Genomic DNA, 19,939 nt, shown 5'->3' with positions numbered 1-19,939 from the left:
CCAACTCGGCCGTACCGACCAAACCCTTCGTCAGCAGGCTCTTAGGCGCGATAGCAGCCTTTTTGGGCGCGACGGCAGCCTTTGCAGAGGTGGACGGGGCCTTATGGGGAGCCGCGGCCGGGGCGGGGGCCGCCCAGATGACGCCGGTGACGACGGTGGCGCCCAGGGCGAGACAGGCGGCCTGCTGCTTGCTGAGGGAGATCGGTGAACGGCGGTGCTGACCCATGCGGGTGAGTACTCCTTGCGTGGCTTCCATACCGTCTACCGGGTTAGCTGACGGGTTCGGGCGTGGAAGTGCCCTACGAGCGCCGTGCAGGACGGCACCCGATTCACCCCAAGAGACGTGGGTCCCCGGCTCCGCGACGTCGCGGACTCGACGGCCGCCCCATCGGGGGATGGAGGCGGTTCCGGCAATGTGACGGCAAAGAACGGCAGGCGAGGCCTGCCGTTCTGCTGCCTTGAGTAGCTGAAGGTACTCGATTCGGACAAGGATGCGCAAACTATGCAAAGTAGCAGTTGGTAGATCCTCTATCCCGGAGGCGCCTCAGGGAGCCATACACCTGGAGGAGCGCCGCCGCATCAGCCTCCTGGAACCACGGGCATGACGCACGCGGACGTGGAGATCCGAACCGGCACCTGACTACTATCTATCATCGTTGGCTTAGTGCGGACGGAGACGGGCATGTCGGCGGGAGACCTCAAGGACCGCAGCACCGCGATCCTCGACGTGGGCGGTCTTCAGTGGGCCTCAGAGCAGAACCTGGTGCACGCGGTCCTGAGCCGCCGCCCGGGAGTGCTGGACGTGGAGGTCAACCCGGTGGCGCAGACGGCCACCGTGGTGTTCGACCCCCGCGCCACCTCGGTGGCCGAGCTGCGCCGGTGGGTGCAGGAGTGCGGCTACCACTGCGTCGGCCAGTCCGTCCCCTCCCACATCTGCGATCCGATGGCCGAGCCCGACCCGCCGGGCGACGAGCAGGCGCATCACCATGCCGCGGCAGCCGTACAGGACCAACCGCACGACGCCCATGCGGACCACGCGCCGAGTCGCGCGCCGCATGCGGGCCACGAAGCCGCGCCGTCGCCGCACGAGGTGATGGGGCACGGCGGGCACGCCGGGATGTCGATGGAGGCGATGGTCGCCGACATGCGCAACCGGTTCCTGGTCGCGGCGGTGCTGTCGGTGCCGATCCTGATCTGGTCGCCGATCGGGCGCGAGGTGCTCGGCCTGCACGTGCCGGTGCCGTTCGGGCTGCGCGAGGACGTGTGGGCGCTGCTGCTCAGCCTGCCGGTGATCTTCTACTCGTCGTGGATCTTCTTCGACGGCGCGGCCCGGGCGCTGCGGGCCCGCACGCTGGACATGATGGTGCTGGTGGCGGTGGCCATCGGCGCCGGCTGGCTGTACTCGGTGGTCATCACGCTGACCGGCGGCGGCGAGGTGTTCTACGAGGCGGCCACGGTGCTGGCCGCCTTCGTCCTGCTCGGGCACTGGCTGGAGATGCGTGCCCGCGGCGGCGCCAACGACGCGATCCGCACCCTGCTCGACCTGGCCCCGCCCAAGGCGCTGGTCATCCGCGGCGGCGAGCCGGTCGAGGTGCCCACGGCCGAGGTCGTCGCAGGTGACCTGCTGCTGGTACGGCCCGGCGCCAAGATCGCCGTCGACGGAGTGGTCGAGGACGGCCAGAGCGAGGTGGACGAGTCCATGGTCACCGGCGAGAGCCTGCCGGTGCACAAGACCGTCGGCGCGGCCGTCATCGGAGCGACCATCAACACCAACGGCACCCTGCGCGTGCGGGCCACCAAGGTGGGAGCCGACACCGCGCTCGCTCAGATCGTCAAGCTCGTCCAGCAGGCCCAGAACTCCAAGGCGCCGGGGCAGCGGCTGGCCGACCGGGCGGCGTTCTGGCTGGTGTTCGTGGCGCTCATCGGCGGGGCCCTGACCCTCGCGGCCTGGCTGCTGGCCGGCGCTCCCTTGGGTACGGCGATGCTCTTCGCCATCACCGTGGTGGTGATCACCTGCCCGGACGCGCTCGGCCTCGCCACACCCACCGCGATCATGGTCGGCACGGGCCTGGGCGCCAAGCGTGGCGTGCTGTTCAAGAACGCGATGGCGCTGGAGAGCTCGGCCCGCATCCAGGCGGTGGTCATGGACAAGACCGGCACCCTGACCAAGGGCGAGCCCGAGGTCACCGATGTGATCGCCGACGGGATCGCCGAGGAGGAGCTGCTGCGCCTGGTCGCCGCCGTCGAGCGGGAGTCCGAGCACCCGCTCGCCGAGGCTATCGTCCGGCACGCCGAGGAGCGCGGAACCGACTCCCTGCGCGCGGCCAAATTCGAGAACGTCCCCGGCCACGGCGCGATCGCGGAGGTCGACGGACGGCGCGTCGTGGTGGGCAACCGCCGTCTGATGGAGGTCGAGGGCATCCAGCTCGGTCAGCTGGCCGCCCGGCGCGAGGAGCTGGCCGCGGGCGGGCGCACGGCCGTCGTCGCCGCGGTTGACGGGCGGGCGGCCGGGCTGATCGGCATCGCCGACGCGCCGCGCGAGACCTCGGCGGCGGCCGTGGCGACGCTGCACCAGGCGGGCGTTGAGGTGATCATGCTGACCGGGGACAACGAGGCCACCGCCCGGCGGATCGCCGAGCAGCTGGGCATCGACACGGTGATCGCCGAGGTGCTGCCCGGCGACAAGGCCGCCAAGATCGCCGAACTGCAGGCCGGCGGCCGGAAGGTCGCCATGGTGGGCGACGGGGTGAACGACGCCCCCGCCCTGGCCCAGGCGGATCTCGGCATCGCGATCGGCGCCGGCACCGACGTGGCGATCGAGACCGCCGACGTGGTGCTCATGCGCTCCGATCCGCTCGACGTGCCGACCGCCCTGGCGATCGGACGCGGCACGCTGCGCAAGATGCGGCAGAACCTGGGCTGGGCGATCGGCTACAACGCCATCGCGTTGCCGATCGCCGCCGGTGTGTTCGAGCCCGCGTTCGGTTTGATGCTGCGGCCGGAGATCGCCGCCCTGTCGATGTCCGGGTCCAGCTTCATCGTCGCCGTCAACGCACTCGCGCTGAAGCGGCTACGGCTCCCCGACGTCGCTTCCACCGGCGGCCCCTGACCGTCGGCCGGTGCCACAGCCGCGGCCCTGCCCCGGTCATCGGCCAAGCGAACCCCGGTCCTTCGACCTGGCCGCCCGCCAGCCCTTGTGCAGCGCGTCGGCACCGATCACGGCGGGGATCGCGAGCGCCGCCAGCGCCCAGCCGAGCGGGGGCGGGAAGGCGCCGCCCAGCACGGCCGACAGCCACGGCACGCCCAGGAAGGCAAGCACGATCACGGCTTCGGCGGCGACGGCGCCGATCAGGAGCCGGTTGCCGGGCCAGCGCAGCAGGCCCACCCAGCGGGTCTCGCTGCGGCAGGCGAAGGCGTTGGCGAACTGGCCCAGGGCCACGGCCGCGAAAGCCGTACCGGAAGCCGCCGCCAACCCGCCGCCGGCCGCCAGCACGCCGAGGAAGGCGGCCATCTCCACCAGCGCCTGGGCCGGGCCGAGCACGCCGAAGACACGGACGAGCAGCCGCCGGTCGATGAGGGCGCCGGCGCGGGCCGGTCCTTGCATGGTGCGCGGGTTGGGCGGCTCGGCGCCCAGCGCGAGGGCCGGAAGCAGGTCGGTGCCGATGTCCAGGGCGAGGATCTGCAGCACGCTCAGCGCCAGCGGGATCGTCCCACCGGACAGCGCCCATGCGACGAACGGGGTGAGCTCGGCGACGTTGTCGGTCAGGTGGTAGGTGAGGAAGCGGCGGATGTTGGCGTAGGTGGCGCGGCCCAGCTCGACGGCCGCGACGATGGTGGCGAAGTGATCGTCCAGCAGCACCACGTCGGCCGCCTCCCGGGCGACGTCGGTGCCCGAGGCGCCCATGGCGATGCCGATGTCGGCCTCGCGCAGCGCGGGACCGTCGTTGACGCCGTCGCCGGTCATGGCCACCACATGGCCGCGCCGGCGCAGGGCGCGGGCGATGCGCAGCTTGTCCTCCGGCGTCACCCGGGCCACGACCACGCCGTCGCGGTCCAGCAGCTCGCCCAGCGCCGCGTCGTCGCCGGGGAGCCGGTCGCCGGTGACCACGAGCCGGTCGGGGCCGAGGAGGCCGACCTCGGCGGCGATGGCGCGGGCCGTACCGGGATGGTCGCCGGTCACCATGGCCAGCTTGATCCCGGCCGTGCGGCATGTGGCGATGGCCTCGGCCACGTCGTCGCGCGGCGGATCCTCCAGGCCGACCAGGCCGAGCAGCGTGAGGTCCCGTTCCTCCTCGCCGGCGCCGCGGGCGACGGCCAGCACCCGCAGGCCGCGCTCGCTCATCCGGGCCAGGGCCTCCTGTGCTCCGGGTACGGCCGGGCACAGCGGCAGCACGCTGTCCGGCGCGCCCTTGACGTGGAGCTCGCCGCCGGCGACCACGGCGGCGCGGCGCCGCACGGGGTCGAAGGGGATACGGCGGGTGATCTCAGCATCGACGTCCACGCCGGCCCGCAACGCGGCCACATGGAGGGCGACCTCCATCGGATCGCCAACCGGCTTGCCGTCACTCATCCGTCCCGTGGAGGCCAGCACGGCGGAGCGCAGGATGTCCCGCTCGACGCCCCAGATCCCGGCCACGGTCATCTCGTTGCGGGTGAGCGTCCCGGTCTTGTCGGTGCAGATGAAGGTGGCCGAGCCGAGCGTCTCCACGGCCTCCAGGTGCCGGACCAGCGCGTTGCGGGCGGCCATCCGCTGGGCCGCCCGCGCGAGGGACAGCGTGACGGTGGGCAGCAGGCCCTCGGGCACCAGGGCGACGGTGACGCCGAGGGCGAAGAGGAAGCCGTCGGCCGGATCCATGCCGAGCAGCACGGCCAGGCCGAAGAAGGCCACGCCGACGCCTGCCGCGATGAGCGCGACGATCCGCACGACCTTGCCGAGTTGCACCGCGAGCGGGCTGGGCGGACGGCGCGCGTGCAGGGTGAGGGCCGCGATGGAGGCCAGGCGGGTGTGCGTGCCCGTGGCGGTCACGACCCCCTCGGCCTGGCCCTCGACGACGAAGGTGCCCGCGAAGGCCGGCTCGCCCGCGCTCGGGCGGTCCGGGACGCTCTCCCCCGTCAGCATGGAGGTGTTGACCGCCAGCCCGTGCGCCTCGGACAGCTCCAGGTCGGCCGGGACCCGGTCCCCCGCCTCCAGCAGCACCACGTCGCCCACCACCAGGTCGGCCGCCCGGATGACCCGGCGGCGGCCGTCCCTGCGGACCACGACGTCGGCCGGGACGAGCTCGCCCAGCCGCTGCGCCGCCTTGTCGGCGCGGTATTCCTGGGCGAAGGCGAAGGCGCCGTTGAGCAGTACGACCACCACGATCGCGGCGGCCAGCTGCGGCATGCCGGCCCACCAGGCCAGCAGCGCGGCGCCCCACAGCAGCAGGGCGAAGAAGTGCACCATCTCCCGGGCCAGGAGGAGCACCGGTGGGGAGCGCCGGGGCGGCGGGAGGGTGTTGGGGCCGTCGGCCGCCAGCCGCCTGGCCGCGTCCTGACTGGTGAGTCCCGCCGTGCCCGCCGTCACCGATGCCATGCTTCCCACCGTCACAGGCGCGTCCGGTCTGGGGCAGGGACCTTCGGCACCGGCTTCCCGGCCGGACGGCCCGGGTCAGGGTCTCCGGTAGCCCAGCAGCGCCATCATCCCCGCCTCGGCGTGGTAGGCGTTGTGGCAGTGGACCATCCAGACACCGGGGTTGTCGGCGTCGAAGTCCGCCTCGAGCGTGGCGTGCGGCAGAACAATGGCGGTGTCCTTGCGCACGCCGGTCCCGGTCAGGGCGAAGGTGTGCCCGTGCAGGTGCATCGGGTGCCACATCATCGTGTGGTTGGCGAAGGCCAGCCGTACCCGCTCGCCGGAGCGCACCTCCTCGATCACCGACGGGTCGTACGGCCTGCCGTTGACGGCCCAGTCGTAGGCCATCATGCCGCCGGTGAGCTCCAGCCGGATCGTCCTGCCGGGGTCGCGTCGCGGAAGCCGTACGGCCTGCACCGGGCGCAGGGCATGGGCGGGCACGAGGGCGCCGTCGAGCTCGCGCGGGCGCAATCCGAGCTCGGGCGCGCGACCGCCGCCTGTCCTGACCAGGCCCCGGGCCAGGGCGTTCTTGCCTTCCGCGAGGGCCACCAGGGGGAAGACACCGTCGGCCAGGGTGACCAGGACGTCGTAGCGTTCCCCCATCGCGATGAGGAGCGTGTCGGTTTCCACCGGCTGGACGGGATAACCGTCGGCGTGGGTGATCGTCATCCGGTGCCCGGCCAGCGCCACGCGGAAGGCCGTGTCGCTGCCCGCGTTGAGGAGGCGGATCCGGACGCGCCGGCCCGGCCTGGCGCGGAAGGTCTCGGGGGCGGCGGCGATCCGGCCGTTGAGCAGGTAGTGGGGGTAGGTCACGTCGCCGGCGTCGCCGCCGAGCAGCGCGCTGGCGGTGCTCATGGCCATATGGCCGTGGTGCATGCCGGAACGCAGCCTGTTGAGCATGTCGTCGGGCGTGCCGGCGACGCCGTCGAGCCAGTCGTCCAGGACCACGGTCCATTCGGCGTCGTAACGCAGCCGCTCGCGCGGGTCCTCGACGATGAGCGGCGCGTACAGGCCGCGGTCCAGCTGGGTTCCCGAATGCGGGTGGAACCAGTACGTGCCGGGAGTCGCCGCGGTGAACTCGTAGACGAAGTCCCCGCCCGCCGCGATGGGCGGCTGCGTGACGCCCGGCACGCCGTCGGCGTCGTTGCGCAGTGCAAGGCCGTGCCAGTGGACGCTGGTCCCGGCGGGCAGCCGGTTGGCCAGCCTGGCGCGGATCACCTCGCCCGCCCTGACCCTGACCGGGACGCCGGGGATCCGCCCGTCGTAGCTCCAGGTGTGCACGACCGGCCCGCCCAGGTCCACCCGGCCCGCCACGGCGGTGAGGCGGACGTCGGTGATCCGGCCGCCCGCGCGGGCCCGCTCCGCCGCCCGCACCGGTTCCCCCGTGGGCGAGACGTACGGCGGAGCGCCGCCGCAGGCGGTGACGGCCGCCCCGCCCAGCAGGGCGAGCCCGGCACGGAGCAGCGTGCGCCGATCGGCGTCCATGGCGCCATCGTCACGGACTCCCGGCGGCGGCACCAGGGACTTCCGTCCCTATTCGGGTCCCGTTTCCGGCGGTGGGATGGAGGGTGAAGGAGGTGCACCATGCGCACCAAAGTGAGCGACATCATGACGACCGACGTCGTGTCGGTTACCCCCGCAACCCCGTTCAAGGACGTCGCCGAGACCCTCATCGCGAACGCCGTCAGCGCCGTTCCCGTCGTCGATCGCGACGGCCGGGTCGTGGGCGTCGTCTCGGAGGCCGACCTGCTGCGCAAGGAGGAGTTCCGCGAGCAGTACTACCGCGAGGGCTACAAGCCGCCGCTGAAGGTCCGGCTGCGCCACCGCGACGCCCGCGACAAGGCCGCCGGGGACACCGCCGCCGACCTCATGACCGCCCCGGCCGTCACCGTCCCGACGTCCGCCACCGTCACCCAGGCCGCCCGCATCATGGACGAGCGCGACGTCAAGCGGCTCGTCGTGGTCGACGCCGAGGGACGGCTCATCGGCATCGTCTCCCGGCACGACCTGCTGAAGGTCTTCGTCCGTGACGACGCCGACATCGCCCGCGAGATCCGCGAGCAGGTGCTGGAGCGGGAGCTGTGGGCCGAGACCTCGGGCGTGCGCGTCGAGGTCATCCACGGTGTGGTCACGCTCGGCGGCCGGATGGACCGCCGCAGCGAGGCCGGGCTCGCCGTCCGGCTGGTCCGCCGCGTCAACGGCGTGGTCGACGTCGTCGACGAGCTGACCTGGGCCGAGGACGACGCGCCCGTCTGGGCCGGGCAGTAGAGGACCAAAGGCCCTGCCGCCGCCCGCCACCGCCGGGCAGGGTGGAGGGCATGAGATCGTCGACTTTGACCTTCCTCGGCGGCGTGGGCACGGTGACCGGCAGCAAGTTCCTGCTCGACCTCCCGGACGGCACGCGCCTGCTGCTGGACTGCGGGCTGTTCCAGGGGCAGCGGGAGCTGCGCCGCCGCAACTGGGCGAGCTTCCCCCTCCCGCCGTCCTCGGTTTCCGCCGTGAGTTTGAGTCACGCCCACCTCGACCACTGCGGCTACCTGCCCGCCCTGGTACGGCAGGGCTTCGACGGTCCCGTCCGCACCACGCCGGAAACGGCCAGGCTCGCCGCCATCGTCCTGCGCGACAGCGCCAAGCTCATGGCGGACGAAGCCCAGCACGCCAACACCTACGGCTGGTCCAAGCACCACCCGGCGCTGCCGCTCTACGACGACAAGGACGTCACCCGGGCGCTGAACCTGATCGTCCCGGCCGGGCACGGGACAGACGTCGCGGTGGGCGGGGCGAGTGTGGTGCAGTACCCGGCCGGGCACATCCTCGGCTCCTCCTGGACGCGGGTGACCCTGCCCGGCGGGCGCACCCTCGTCCACACCGGCGACCTGGGCCGTCCGTGCCACCCCATCCTCCGCCCGCCCGCGCCGCTGGAGGCCGCCGACGTGCTGCTGGTCGAGTCGACGTACGGCAACCGCCGCCACGACGACGAGCGGACACTGGACGACATGGCGGCCGCGATCACCCGCACGGTGGACCGCGGCGGCTCGGTGCTCATCCCGGCCTTCGCGGTGGACCGCACCGAGGTGATCCTCTACCGGCTGGGCGAGCTGCGCCGCGCGGGGCGCATCCCGGAGATCCCCGTCTACGTCGACAGCCCCATGGGGCTGGCCGCCCGGGACGTCTACCTGGAGGCCATCGCGAACGGCTCGGCCGAGCTGCGGCCCGGCCTGACCCGCGACACGCTGGATCCGAGCTGGGTGCACGAGCTGCGGACCGCCGAGGAGTCGATGACCGTGAACGACCCCGGCCGGCCCTGCGTCGTCGTGTCCGCCTCCGGCATGGCCAGCGGCGGGCGCGTCCTGCACCACCTGCGTCACATGTTGCCCGACCCGAAGATGACCGTCCTGGTCGTGGGCTTCGCGGCGCTCGGCACCCGGGCACGCGACCTCGTGGACGGCGCCACCTCGGTCAAGATCCACGGCCACTACGTCCCCGTGCGCGCCGAGATCGTGGACCTTCCCGGCTTCTCGGTGCACGCCGACGCCGACGACATGATCGCCTGGCTGTCGACCGCCACCAGGCCGCCTGAGGTCGTCTACGTCGTCCACGGCGAGCCGGACGCCTCCGAGAGCCTGCGCGACCGCATTCAGCGGGAGCTGGGCTGGCTGGCCGTCGTGCCGCGTCAGGACGAGCGCGTCGTGGTCTGACTCACAGCGGGGCGCACCAGCGGAAGCGGGTGCCGCCGCCCTCGGGCGCCTCGATGTCGAACGTGCCGCCGAGCTGGAGGGCGCGTTCCTCGATGTTGCGCAGCCCGCTGCGCCGTCCGCCTCCGGTCAGGCCCACGCCGTCGTCCTGTACGGCCAGCGTCAGAACGCCGTCGCGCACCTCGACCGAGACGTCCGCTCTGGTGGCCTTCGCGTGCCGTACCAGGTTGGACAGCAGCTCGCGCAGTACGGCCAGCAGCTGGTCGGCGACCGGCTCGGGCACCCCGTGGTCGAGCGGGCCCTCCATCCGCAGGCCGGGCATGAACCCCAGGTGGCCGCGGGCGTCCTCCACCAGGCCCACGACGCGGGCCCGCAGGCTCGGCGCGTCGGGCCGGCGGGTGGCCTGCAGCGCGAAGATGGTCGAGCGGATCTGCCGGATGGTCTCGTCCAGCTCGTCGATGGCGTGCCGCACCCGCTCGGCCGCCTCGGGGCGCTCCACCAGCCGGACCGCGCCCATCAGGCTCATCGCGACCGCGAACAACCGCTGGATGACCACGTCGTGCAGGTCCTTGGCGATGCGGTCGCGGTCCTCCAGCAGGCTCAGCCGTTCGGCGTCGCGGCGGGCCTCGGCCAGCTCCAGCGCCACGGCGGCCTGCCCGGCGAAGGCGGTCAGCATGGCCAGGTCCCCGGCGGTGAAGGGCAGCCGGCCCACCCGCTTGACCAGCTTGAGCACGCCGCGCACCGCCGACCCGGCGCCCAGCGGCGCGATGAGAACGGGGCCGGTGCTCAGCTCACCCGGCATCAGGTCGACTCCCGCCGAGGTGGTCGCCTCCACCACCGGCTCACCAGTGCTGAACACGTGCCCAGCCAGCGTGTCGGCCACGCTCACCGCCTGGCCCACCAGCTCCTCGGCGTGCAGGCCGTCGGCCACCACAGCCTTCAGCCACTCCTTGGACTCATCCGGCAGAAGCACCAGGGCCAGGTCGGCGTCCGTCATGGCGTGGGCGCTCGCGGCCAGCATGCGCAGCACCTCGGCGGACGCCGCGCCGGACAGCAGACTGGTGGTGATCTCCGCCGAGGCCTGCAGCCACCGCTCCCGCCGCCGCGTCTCCTCGAACAGCCGGGCGTTCTCCACCGCCACCCCGGCCGCGGTCGCCAGCGCGACGACGATCGCCTCGTCCTCCTGATCGAACTCGCCGCCGCGTTTTTCGGTCAGGTACAGGTTGCCGAACACCTCATCGCGGATCCGGATCGGCACCCCCAGAAAGCTGCCCATCTCCGGATGCCCCGGCGGGAAGCCGTAGGACTCCGGGTGGTCGGAGATGCGGGCCAGCCGCAGCGGCCGGGCGTCCTTGATCAGCAGTCCGAGCAGGCCCAGCCCGTGCGGCCAGTGCTCGATGCGGGCGATCTCCTCCTCGCTCAGCCCCACCGGGATGAACTGGATGAGCGTGCCGCCCTCCCCCACCACCCCGAGCGCGCCGTAGGAGGCGTCCACCAGGTTGGTGGCGGTCTCCACGATCCGCCGCAGCACGGTCTCCAGGTCCAGATCGCTGCCCACCGACACCACCGCGTCCAGCAGGGCGTGCACCCGGTCCCGGGTGGCCAGCACCGCGTTCAGCCGGACCTGCAGCTCCGCGAGCAGCTCATCCAGCCGCATCTGCGGCAGCAAGGAGCTTGCTCCCACATCAGCCACATTCGGCAGTGTCTCACTCGGCGAGCCGATATCCCACCCCGCCATTCCCGGGACGGTAAACGGCCGCTGCCGCCTCCTCATGGAATCGGCAGCGGCCGTATCCCTGCCGCCGCCCGCCGGGGCCTCGGGACCGGCGATCCGTCCGCCGACCGGGGATGCCACCTCGAAGCGGACGGGCCTGACGACCTCGCGGTCGCCGACGCCTCCCCGTCGTCCGGTTTGGGATCTCCGGGACCTTGCCCTTCGGCTCCCGGGCGGGGTGCCGCACCTTCAGGATTCCGCTCCGCCTCGCCTTGCCACAGGGTCGTCCGGCCCCGCCTGGTGGGACCTTGGTCCTTCACGGGTCTTCCACGGCGTCCGCGGCGGGAGGCTCAGGCGCTGTGCATGTCGAGGGCGCTGTACATGTGGAGGGAGCAGAAGATGCACACCATCCGCATCCTGGCACGCCCGAAACCCTCGCACCCCTCGCCGGACCTCGACCTCCGCACTCCGGCGGGCAGGCCCCTCCCGTACTAGCCCGACCGGCTCACACGTCGGAGGTCAGCGAGAAGTAGGCCTCTTCCTCCTGGGCGAAGTGCAGCGTGAGCACCGCGTGCAGGCCGTACAGGCAGGCCCGCAGGTCGTCCAGCTGGCCGGCGGACAGCCCGCCGGAAGCGGCCAGGTCCAGATGCCGCCCCAGGCGGGCGACCAGCCTGCCGATCTCCGCGTGCGCCCTGCTCATGGTCACCGTAGCCTCCGGGTCGCCCAGCAGCCGGCTCACCGCCGGGTACAGCCGCCGCTCCTCGGCCTGCTCGTGCGGCAGCAGCTCCTCCGTCAGGAAGGCGTGCAGCCGGTGCAGCCGGGCCGGGGCCTCGGGCCGGTCCAGCTCGTCGGCCGTCTGCCTGATCAGGTCGAGGGGCGGGCGGAGGGCGGCGTGCTCGTGCTCGAAGCGGCGCAGCAACGCGTCGGTTCCCGCGTCCACCCGCAGGCGGGTGCCGGGAGCCGGACGCAGAGCCCGCAGGGCGTTGAGGATGACCGCCACGTCGATGCCTTCCTGGAACATCGCGCCCGCCGTCGGCGGCAGCCAGCCCAGCGCGGCGATGACCATGGCCAGCAGCGACAGCCCGATGCCCACCCCCGCGCCCTGCACGGCGATGCGGCGAGCACGGCGTGCCACGTCCATCGCGTCGGCCAGCCGGTCCAGCCGGTCGGTGGTGAGCACCACGTCGGCCGCCTGCGCGGAGGCGGCCGACCCGTGCGCGCCCATGGCCACGCCGACGCTCGCGGCGGCCAGCGCCGGAGCGTCGTTGACGCCGTCGCCCACCATGACGGTCACCGCCTTGTCGGCTTCCTCGCGGACGCCGGCGACCTTGGCGGCGGGGCTCTGCTCGGCCAGCACCCGGTCGACGCCGAGGACGGCCCCGACGCTCTCGGCGACCTCGGCCCGGTCGCCGGTGAGCATCACCACGCTGTCGATCCCGGCCGTCCGCAGCCGCCGCAGCGTGCGAGCCGCGTCGGGGCGGATCGCGTCACGCAGCAGGATCACCCCGGCGACGTGGTCGTCCGCGGTCACCCACACGGTCATGGCGCTGTCCAGCGCGGCCCTGGCCCGCTGCGCCGCCATCCACTCGGTGGCGGGTACGGCAGGGGCCTTGCCGACGTGGACGCGGTGTCCCTCGACCATGCCGGTGGCTCCCACTCCGGGTTGCTCGGTGACGCCGGAGGCCGCCGGTGGGGTGAGGCCGCGGGCGGAGCAGGCGCGGACGATGGCCGCCGCCAGCACGTGGGAGGACATCTGATCCACGCCCGCCGCCCACCGCAGGACGTCCCCGGCGCGGAATCCGGGCGCAGCCACGACGTCGAACACCTCCGGCCGTCCCGCCGTCAGCGTCCCGGTCTTGTCCAGCACGAGCGTCCGGGCGTGGCCCAGCGTCTCCAGCGCCGCCCCGCCCTTGACCACCACGCCGCGGCGGGCCGTACGGGACAGGCCGGCGGCGATCGCCGCCGGGGCGGCCAGCAGCAGCGGGCACGGCGTGGCCACGACCAGCACGGCCACCGCCCGCACCGCCTGGCCCGTCACCGCCCAGGCGAGCCCGGCCAGCAGCAGCGTGGCGGGCAGGAACCAGGCGGCGAAGCGGTCGGCGAGCCGCACCACGGGCGCCGTGTCCGCCTCGGTCTCGCGCGCCAGCCGCACGATTCCCGCGTAGGCGCTCTCCTGCGCCGTGCCGGTGGCGCGCAGGTCGAAGGCCGCGCCGGCGTTGACGACACCGCTGCGCACGCTGTCGCCTTCGGTGTACTCCACCGGGACGGACTCGCCGGTCAGCGCCGACTCGTCCAGCACCGCCGCGCCGCGCGCCACCACCCCGTCGACCGGGACGATCTCGCCTGTGGGGACCAGCAGCAGGTCGCCACGCCGTACCTCGTCGATGCCCACCGGCGTGGGCATGCCGTCGACGTATCGCCGCGCTGAGCGCGGCGCTCGCTCATACAGCGCCGTCAGGTCCCGGCGCGCCCGCCGCAGCGCGTACCGCTCCAGCGCCCGGCCCGTGGCCAGCATCACGGCGATGACCGCCCCCGCCAGGTACTCCTGGACGGCCAGCGCGCCCGCCAAGGCCAGCACCGCGATCGCATCCACGCCCAGGCGCCGCTCCCGCAGTGCGGAGACCACCCACCAGATCGCGGGCGGCACCGCCACCGCGGTCCCGGCCGCCCAGGCGACGTCCCCGACCATCGTGTATCCCAGCAGGTGCAACCCAGCGCCGACCAGCAGCGCACCGACGGTCAGGGCCAGGAACACCCACGACTTCATCGGCCACCCGCCCGGGGACGCACCACGGCGACCGGGCACGGCGCGTGGTGCAGTACGCCGTGGCTCACCGAGCCGAGGACGGCCGAGGCCGGCCCACCGAGCCCGCGCGATCCCACCACCAGCATCTCCGCGCCCCGCGAGGCGTTGACCAGGGCGGCGACCGGATGGTCGCAGACGGTCGACTCCCGCATCGCGATGTCCGGGCACTTCTCCCGCCACGGCGCCAGGCGGTCCCGCGCCGCCGCCGACTCCTCCGCGGGCGCCTGGCCCGACGAGCCATGCCAGGGCCAGGCGTGCCAGGCGTAGACCACGTGCATCCGCGTCCTTCTCGCGCGGGCCTGGTCGATCGCGTACTCCAGGGCGGCCTCGGCGGGAGCCGAGCCGTCGAAGCCGACGACGATCTCGCCGAACAGGTCCCACGGGTTCTCACGGACCACCACGACGGGTCCGTCGGCGTGCCCGGCGACGCCCAGGCTGACCGAGCCGAGCACGAGCCCGCCGAAACCGCCCACGCCCCTGCTGCCCAGCACGACGCTGTCGGCGCCCGCCGACTCGGCCGTCAGCACCTCGACCGGGTGCCCCGGAAGCAGCGCGGAACCGATCTCCAGTCCCGGGGCGTGCCCACGGGCACGATGCACCGCTGCCCGCAGCGCTCCTCGGCAGACGGACACGTCTCCGCGCCCGGCAATCGCCCACGGCTCGCACGCGTGCACGATGCGCAAGGGGCGTCTGCGGCGCGCAGCGTCATCCGCGGCCCATTCCACCGCGGCGAGCGCCCGCATCGAGCCGTCCACGCCCACGACGATCGGATCGCCCATTTCCCGCCCCCTTCACCGGTCCTCTCCGTCCAGCCTCGGGGACGGCGCTCGGTTCAGCCCGGGGAGGAAGTCACAGAGTGCAGGGCCTTTCGTCACGTGCGGACGCGGACGCCTTCGGCGAGCCGACAGGTGCCGAGCCTGCCGAAGGTCCCTCCTCCGGGTGACGTCCGACCGCTCACGGACGGGGTCGTGGCGTAGTCCACTGGAAACAGACGAAAGGAGGAGCCATGGACTGGCCTCTCGCACTGGTCATCATCGCCGCGATCTTCGCGCTCGCGGCCATCATCACATCGTTCATCGCACGCTCGAAGTGACCCACCCCTCGGAGGAGGGGTGATGACGGCGCGTCCGGTCGGCGTGCCGCCCGGGGTGGCCGCGCGGATCTACCCGACGGCCTCCGGCTCCGGCGTCAGGGTGAGGTCTGCGCCGTGGTCGCGGGCGCCGCGGCGATGTCGTCGCAGTAGAGGTCGACGGGTGCCCACCATGCTCCTCCGCGTTCCGGACCGGGCGCCAGGGGCGGAGGTCCTCACCTGTCGTCCGTCTTCCGGACCGGACCGGCGATCCGCCCCGGCGCCGGCATCCCTCCAGCGATTCCCTCTCGTCGGGACATCACGTGACCAACGACTCTGGTGCCGTCGCATGCCCGGACGTGTGCTGGAGTGGTGAGAATCTTGCGCAGGATCGCTCTCCGCCTGGGCGGCGGCGACGGCCGCGTCGATCGGCAGAATCTGGACGACGTCCGGGCGTCGGAGGTGACCGAGTCCTTCACCGGGACCGCCGGGGAGCACGCGGTCACCGCGGTGCCGATGTTCGAGCCGGGCGTGACGGCCGGCGAGGCCAGGTCACGGATGTCGGGCAGGCGCTTCGACAGCGCCGCCGACATCGTCGTCTGCGGACCCGACCGGCGCGTGTACGGCATGCTGGCGATCGAGCGCCTGCTCGCCGCCGATGACGACGTACCGCTGGCCGACCTGATGGACCGCGACCCGCCCACCGTCACCCCGGACGTCGACCAGGAGGTCGCCGCCTGGCGGGCCGTCCGGCACGGCGAGAGCAGCCTGATCCTGGTCGGCCCGGACGGCCGGTTCCACGGCCTGGTGCCCCGGCGCCGGATGCTGCGCGTCCTGCTGGAGGAGCACGACGAGGACCTGGCGCGCCTGGGCGGTTACCTGAAAGGCTCCGCCGTGGCCAGGACCGCCGCCGAGGAGCCGGTCGGCAGGCGGTTCCTCCACCGGATCCCCTGGCTGCTGCTGGGCCTGGCGGGCGCCGCGGTGTCCGCCGTCCTGCTGGGCTCCTTCGAGGAACGGCTGGCGGCCAACGTCACGCTGGCGTTCTTCCTGCCCGGCGTGGTGTACCTGGCCGACGCGGTCGGCACGCAGACGGTCACCGTCGTGGTCCGCGGGTTGTCGGTCGGCGTGCCCGTCAGCCATCTGGTGCGCCGCGAGGGCATGACAGGGGTGCTGATCGGCGCCGTGCTGGCCTGCGCCTTCCTGCCGTTCACGCTCCTGTTCGGCGACGCCGCGGTGACGCTGATCGTGACGGTGTCGCTGTTCGCCGCCTGCTCGGTCGCCACGCTTCTCCACCTCACCCTCCCCTGGGCGCTGAGCCGCCTGGGCCGTGACCCCGCCTTCGGCTCGGGCCCCTGGCCACCGTCCTGCAGGACCTGGTGTCCATCACGATCTACCTGGTCACGGCCACGGTGCTGGCATCTGTGTGACGTTCGGCCCTGGCCGAGCCCCTCGTCCCGGTCTGCACTGGAAGGGGAGGTGGGTTCCCATGTCCGTGGATCTGAAGGAGACGCACGTCGCCGTGGTGTTCCTGGTCGGCGACCGGGCCTACAAGCTGAAGAAGCCGGTGAACCTGAGCTTCCTGGACTTCACCACCCGGCAGGCCAGGCAGGCCGCCTGCCAGGAGGAGGTCGAACTCAACCGCCGCCTCGCGCCGGACGTCTACGAGGGAGTCGCCGACGTGCTGGGCCCGGACGGGGAGCCGTGCGACCACCTGGTGGTGATGCGGCGCATGCCGGAGGAGCGCCGCCTGGCCACGCTGGTTCGCACCGGCAAGCCGGTGGACGACCACCTGCGCGACATCGCCCGCCTGGTCGCCGGGTTGCACGCCAAAGCGCGGCACGGACCGCAGATCGACCGCCAGGGCGGCCGGGAGGCGCTGCGCGGCCGGTGGGCCGACAGCTTCGCCCAGGTGCGCGGCCTGCCAGGCGCGCCCGTCGAGCCCCGCACGGTCGACGAGACCGAACGCCTCACGCTCCGCTTCCTGGACGGGCGCGCGCCGCTGTTCGACAGCCGCATCGCCGAGGGGCGCGTCGTCGACGGCCACGGCGACCTGCTGGCCGAGGACATCTTCTGCCTGGACGACGGCCCTCGGATCCTGGACTGCCTGGAGTTCGACGAGCGGCTGCGCTTCCTGGACGGGCTCGACGACGCGGCCTTCCTGGCCATGGATCTCGAACGGCTGGGCGCGCCCCGGCTGGCCGAGCTGTTCCTGCGCTGGTACGTGGAGTTCTCCGGGGACCCCGCCCCGCCCACGCTATGGCACCACTACCTGGCCTACCGGGCGTTCGTCCGCGCCAAGGTCGCCTGCCTGCGCCACTGGCAGGGAGAGGCCGAGGCCGGATGGGAAGCCCGGCAGCTGGCCGGCCTCACGCTTCGCCACCTGCGCGCGGGCGCGGTCACCCTGGTCATGGTGGGCGGCTCACCGGGCACCGGCAAGACGACGCTGGCCGGGGCCGTCGCCGACCGGCTCGGCCACACGCTGCTGAGCAGCGACCGCATCCGCAAGGAGCTCGCGGGGCTCGACCCGCTGCAGCCGGCCGCCGCGCCGTACCAGGAGGGCATCTACAGCCCCGAGCACACCGAACGCACCTACGCCGAGCTGCTCGCCCGCGCCGAGACGTTGCTCGGCCTGGGCGAGCCCGTCGTCCTGGACGCCTCCTGGACCGGCGAGCGCCACCGCGCCATGGCCGCCGACGTTGCCGGCCGCACCCACAGCGATCTGGTGGCGCTGCGGTGCACGGTCATGCCGCAGATCGCCGCGGAGCGGCTCGCCGGCCGGCGGCCGGGCGCCTCGGACGCCGACGCGGCCATCGCCGAGGTCGTGCGCTCCGCCGCGTCCCCTTGGCCTGACGCCGTCGAGATCGACACCGGCGCTCCGCTCGAGCAGGCGCTCGACCGCGCCCTGGCGGCCGTCCACCCGCCGGAGCGGGAGATCTCCTGGCGCTTCCGCCGACCCCAGATGGAGCCGGACTGACGACTTCGGCAATGGGACGGATGCCAGCGGCGTCCGGTTGCCTGGATCGGGCTGCGGCTGGCCGGTCATGCCACCGTTTCGTGCTCCAGGAGGCCGGCCGTACCACACGGGTGCGGGTCGGCCACGCCTGGTACGCGGTACGCGCCAGGCAAGACGGGGCTCGCCGCCGAGGGCGGCACGATGCTCACGTGTCTCCGTGCACTTCCCGCGATGAGGGCCTGTCGTCGGGCAAGGTCGGGACCTTCGGCCCTGATCCGCGACGCCGCCGTCCGGCAGGCTGGCGGGTATGCATGTCGACGGTTCCGGTCTGCGGGTGCTCTCCCGGCGGGAGTGCCTGGAGCTGCTGGCGTCGGTCCCGATCGGGCGGATCGTGTTCACCGACCGGGCCCTGCCGGCGGTGCAGCCGGTGAACTTCTGCCTGGACGGCGAGCGCGTCGTGATCCGCACGACGACCGGGTCGAAGCTGGCCGCGGCCACCCGGCACGCCGTGGTCGCCTTCGAGGCCGACGAGTTCGACGCGGCCGAGCGCACCGGCTGGTCGGTCACCGCGGTCGGGCACGCCCGCGCCGTCCACGATCCCCTTGAGCGGGTACGGCTGGCCGCGCTGCCGCTGGAACCGTGGGCGCCGGGCGAGCGGGACCACTTCATCGTCGTCGAGGTGGAGCAGGTCTCCGGGCGGCGAATCACCCGAACACGGTCCCCTGGTCACGCCCTGAGCCCGAGCTCGGAGCCCAAGGCCGACCGCGAGCCGGCCGGCAACCCGCCACTCCCTCAGTCGGGCGCGGGCCTGCGACCCCACGCCAGGTAGGCGACCTGGCCCACGGGCTGGACGAAGATGCCCAGCCACCACCACGCCTTCCTGCCCCGCAGCTCGTCCTGTGGCCGGGATCACAGGTCCGTCGCGGCCAGGGCGGTGAGGGCGCACTCCAGCGAGGCCAGCCCGAGCAGCGCGCTCCGCTGCCGCGGGGACAGGTCCGGCCAGCGCGTGCGTCTCGGCCGCCTCGTCACGACCCGCACCTCCCCGTAGCCGTGGCCTCGCCGTACGGCTGCCGCCCAGGCCGAAGCCACCGCCGGAGCCCTCTCCCGGGTGCTCGCCCTCCTGCTTGCCGCTGCCGCCACCCCCGCCACCGGCGATCCTCGCCACGGGGATCAGCGTCACGCCGTCGTGCGTGGTCGGCTCGTCGGCATTGCCGCGGTTTCGTAGGGGTACTGGTCACGGCCACAGTGCCCGTGACGAGATGACGTTCGGCTCTGGGCACGCCGCGGTCCTCCGCCAGACCCCATGGCTACCCACCGCCAGCAGGAGGCTCGCGGGTACCGGGCAGGATCTCCTGCTCCACCTCGACATGGCGGGCCCACTGGCGTACTCCCATCCGGCGGCGGCACGCGAACAGGCCCACCCCGAGGACGGGGTGGGCCTGCTGGTGCGGCCGGTGCCTACTTGAGGTAGGGGTTGCGGTGGACGATGCCGAGGTTGCCCCACCACCTGCCCAGGCCGAGCGTGTCGCCCGCGCCCGCGAGGGCCAGGCCGATCAGCACGATGGTGTAGACGAGGTGGTCGTCCATGAAGGGGTTGTTCGCGAGGGGCAGCTCGGCCGCCCACATGAGCATCAGCAGCAGGCCGCCGGTGGCCGCGGCGATGCGCAGGCCGATGCCGAGGATCAGCGCCAGGCCGATGCCCAGCAGGCCGGTCATGAACAGCCAGTCGACCCAGGTCTGTCCGGCCAGGCCGGTGAAGAAGCCGCCGAGGGCGTTCTCGCCGGTGCCCTTGAGAAAACCGGTGGTCGGGCTGCCGCCGTTGATCCACGCCTTGGCGGCGGGGGTGGCGAAGCCGAGGCCGAAGGCCTTGTCCAGGAACGCCCACAGGAAGATCCAGCCGAGCGCGATGCGGGCGATGGCCCACACGTAGTCCACCGGGCGCGTCGTCGTGGTGTGGGGGACGGGGGCGGTGACGGGCTTTGCGTGGATGGCGGTCATCGGTGGTCTCCTTGTCTGTCTGCCTTCCATCCCACCGTTTCCGCGCCTTGGCCCGTAGTGCCGGAGGTCTCGCGTGGGAGGGACCTTCGGCCCGCG

12 protein-coding genes, 1 pseudogene and 1 riboswitch are annotated in these 19,939 nt (G+C 73.2%); of the genes and pseudogenes, 6 read left to right on the top strand and 7 right to left on the bottom strand.

Features of this window, described 5'->3' with window-relative positions:
* Window positions 1-226 (bottom strand): hypothetical protein (locus BSB02_RS41815; protein ID WP_206185127.1); only part of this gene is annotated, 226 nt, incomplete at its 3' end.
* A gap of 17 nt (window positions 227-243) precedes the next feature.
* Window positions 244-389, bottom strand: a riboswitch (cyclic di-AMP (ydaO/yuaA leader).
* Between the two features lie 293 nt (window positions 390-682).
* On the opposite strand from BSB02_RS41815, the gene BSB02_RS38555 reads away from it, so the two are divergent.
* Window positions 683-3,109 (top strand): heavy metal translocating P-type ATPase, encoded by a 2,427-nt coding sequence (locus BSB02_RS38555; RefSeq protein ID WP_084965955.1) that lies wholly within the window; start codon window positions 683-685, stop codon window positions 3,107-3,109.
* A gap of 36 nt (window positions 3,110-3,145) precedes the next feature.
* On the opposite strand, the gene BSB02_RS38550 is transcribed toward BSB02_RS38555, so the two are convergent.
* On the bottom strand, window positions 3,146-5,572 hold the full coding sequence (locus BSB02_RS38550) for a cation-translocating P-type ATPase (protein WP_084965954.1): 2,427 nt from the start codon (window positions 5,570-5,572) through the stop codon (window positions 3,146-3,148).
* A 75-nt stretch (window positions 5,573-5,647) separates the two neighbouring features.
* Window positions 5,648-7,093, bottom strand: a complete 1,446-nt coding sequence (locus BSB02_RS38545; protein ID WP_084965953.1) for a multicopper oxidase family protein — start codon at window positions 7,091-7,093, stop codon at window positions 5,648-5,650.
* Between the two features lie 99 nt (window positions 7,094-7,192).
* Here BSB02_RS38545 and BSB02_RS38540 point away from each other — a divergent pair, with 99 nt between their 5' ends.
* Together BSB02_RS38540 and BSB02_RS38535 are read left to right on the top strand one after the other, a co-directional pair.
* Window positions 7,193-7,876, top strand: coding sequence for a CBS domain-containing protein (locus BSB02_RS38540; protein WP_084965952.1), 684 nt, complete (start codon window positions 7,193-7,195; stop codon window positions 7,874-7,876).
* A 50-nt stretch (window positions 7,877-7,926) separates the two neighbouring features.
* On the top strand, window positions 7,927-9,306 hold the full coding sequence (locus BSB02_RS38535; RefSeq protein WP_084965951.1) for an MBL fold metallo-hydrolase RNA specificity domain-containing protein: 1,380 nt from the start codon (window positions 7,927-7,929) through the stop codon (window positions 9,304-9,306).
* Window position 9,307: 1 nt separating this feature from the next.
* Here the strand turns inward: BSB02_RS38535 and BSB02_RS38530 are convergent, their stop codons facing one another.
* The 3 genes from BSB02_RS38530 to BSB02_RS38520 form a co-directional block, all read right to left on the bottom strand.
* Window positions 9,308-10,960 carry a sensor histidine kinase gene (locus BSB02_RS38530; protein ID WP_240507042.1) on the bottom strand — a complete coding sequence of 551 codons (1,653 nt, stop codon included), beginning with the start codon at window positions 10,958-10,960 and terminating at the stop codon, window positions 9,308-9,310.
* 562 nt (window positions 10,961-11,522) lie between these two features.
* A complete protein-coding gene (locus tag BSB02_RS38525) occupies window positions 11,523-13,784 on the bottom strand; it encodes a heavy metal translocating P-type ATPase (protein WP_084965949.1) in 2,262 nt (753 codons plus the stop codon).
* On the bottom strand, window positions 13,781-14,602 hold the full coding sequence (locus BSB02_RS38520) for a universal stress protein (protein ID WP_084965948.1): 822 nt from the start codon (window positions 14,600-14,602) through the stop codon (window positions 13,781-13,783). The genes BSB02_RS38525 and BSB02_RS38520 overlap by 4 nt, the downstream gene beginning before the upstream one ends.
* Window positions 14,603-15,408: 806 nt before the next feature.
* Between BSB02_RS38520 and BSB02_RS43820 the strand changes: the two are divergent.
* The 3 genes and pseudogenes from BSB02_RS43820 to BSB02_RS38505 form a co-directional block, all read left to right on the top strand.
* Window positions 15,409-16,185, top strand: a pseudogene (locus BSB02_RS43820) (CBS domain-containing protein); the annotation flags it as partial.
* A gap of 193 nt (window positions 16,186-16,378) precedes the next feature.
* Window positions 16,379-17,866, top strand: coding sequence for a bifunctional aminoglycoside phosphotransferase/ATP-binding protein (locus BSB02_RS38510; protein WP_084965947.1), 1,488 nt, complete (start codon window positions 16,379-16,381; stop codon window positions 17,864-17,866).
* 286 nt (window positions 17,867-18,152) lie between these two features.
* On the top strand, window positions 18,153-18,674 hold the full coding sequence (locus BSB02_RS38505; RefSeq protein ID WP_084965946.1) for a pyridoxamine 5'-phosphate oxidase family protein: 522 nt from the start codon (window positions 18,153-18,155) through the stop codon (window positions 18,672-18,674).
* Between the two features lie 629 nt (window positions 18,675-19,303).
* On the opposite strand, the gene BSB02_RS38490 is transcribed toward BSB02_RS38505, so the two are convergent.
* Complete coding sequence (locus BSB02_RS38490; protein WP_084965944.1) at window positions 19,304-19,843, bottom strand: hypothetical protein; 540 nt, start codon at window positions 19,841-19,843, stop codon at window positions 19,304-19,306.
* Window positions 19,844-19,939: the final 96 nt, after the last annotated feature.

It is taken from the genome of Thermoactinospora rubra (assembly GCF_002093975.1).
GTDB classification, from domain to species: domain Bacteria; phylum Actinomycetota; class Actinomycetes; order Streptosporangiales; family Streptosporangiaceae; genus Nonomuraea; species Nonomuraea rubra_A.
The sequence above is the reverse complement of the archived record's forward strand: the minus strand, read 5'-3'. Positions and strand labels throughout refer to the sequence as shown.

Bases quoted from the DNA above. Each gene is read 5' to 3' on its own strand.
- BSB02_RS38555 (WP_084965955.1), top strand. From the start codon at position 683: ATGTCGGCGGGAGACCTCAAGGACCGCAGCACCGCGATCCTCGACGTG.
- BSB02_RS38550 (WP_084965954.1), bottom strand. From the start codon at position 5,572: ATGGCATCGGTGACGGCGGGCACGGCGGGACTCACCAGTCAGGACGCG.
- BSB02_RS38545 (WP_084965953.1), bottom strand. From the start codon at position 7,093: ATGGACGCCGATCGGCGCACGCTGCTCCGTGCCGGGCTCGCCCTGCTG.
- BSB02_RS38540 (WP_084965952.1), top strand. From the start codon at position 7,193: ATGCGCACCAAAGTGAGCGACATCATGACGACCGACGTCGTGTCGGTT.
- BSB02_RS38535 (WP_084965951.1), top strand. From the start codon at position 7,927: ATGAGATCGTCGACTTTGACCTTCCTCGGCGGCGTGGGCACGGTGACC.
- BSB02_RS38530 (WP_240507042.1), bottom strand. From the start codon at position 10,960: ATGCGGCTGGATGAGCTGCTCGCGGAGCTGCAGGTCCGGCTGAACGCG.
- BSB02_RS38525 (WP_084965949.1), bottom strand. From the start codon at position 13,784: ATGAAGTCGTGGGTGTTCCTGGCCCTGACCGTCGGTGCGCTGCTGGTC.
- BSB02_RS38520 (WP_084965948.1), bottom strand. From the start codon at position 14,602: ATGGGCGATCCGATCGTCGTGGGCGTGGACGGCTCGATGCGGGCGCTC.
- BSB02_RS38510 (WP_084965947.1), top strand. From the start codon at position 16,379: ATGTCCGTGGATCTGAAGGAGACGCACGTCGCCGTGGTGTTCCTGGTC.
- BSB02_RS38505 (WP_084965946.1), top strand. From the start codon at position 18,153: ATGCATGTCGACGGTTCCGGTCTGCGGGTGCTCTCCCGGCGGGAGTGC.
- BSB02_RS38490 (WP_084965944.1), bottom strand. From the start codon at position 19,843: ATGACCGCCATCCACGCAAAGCCCGTCACCGCCCCCGTCCCCCACACC.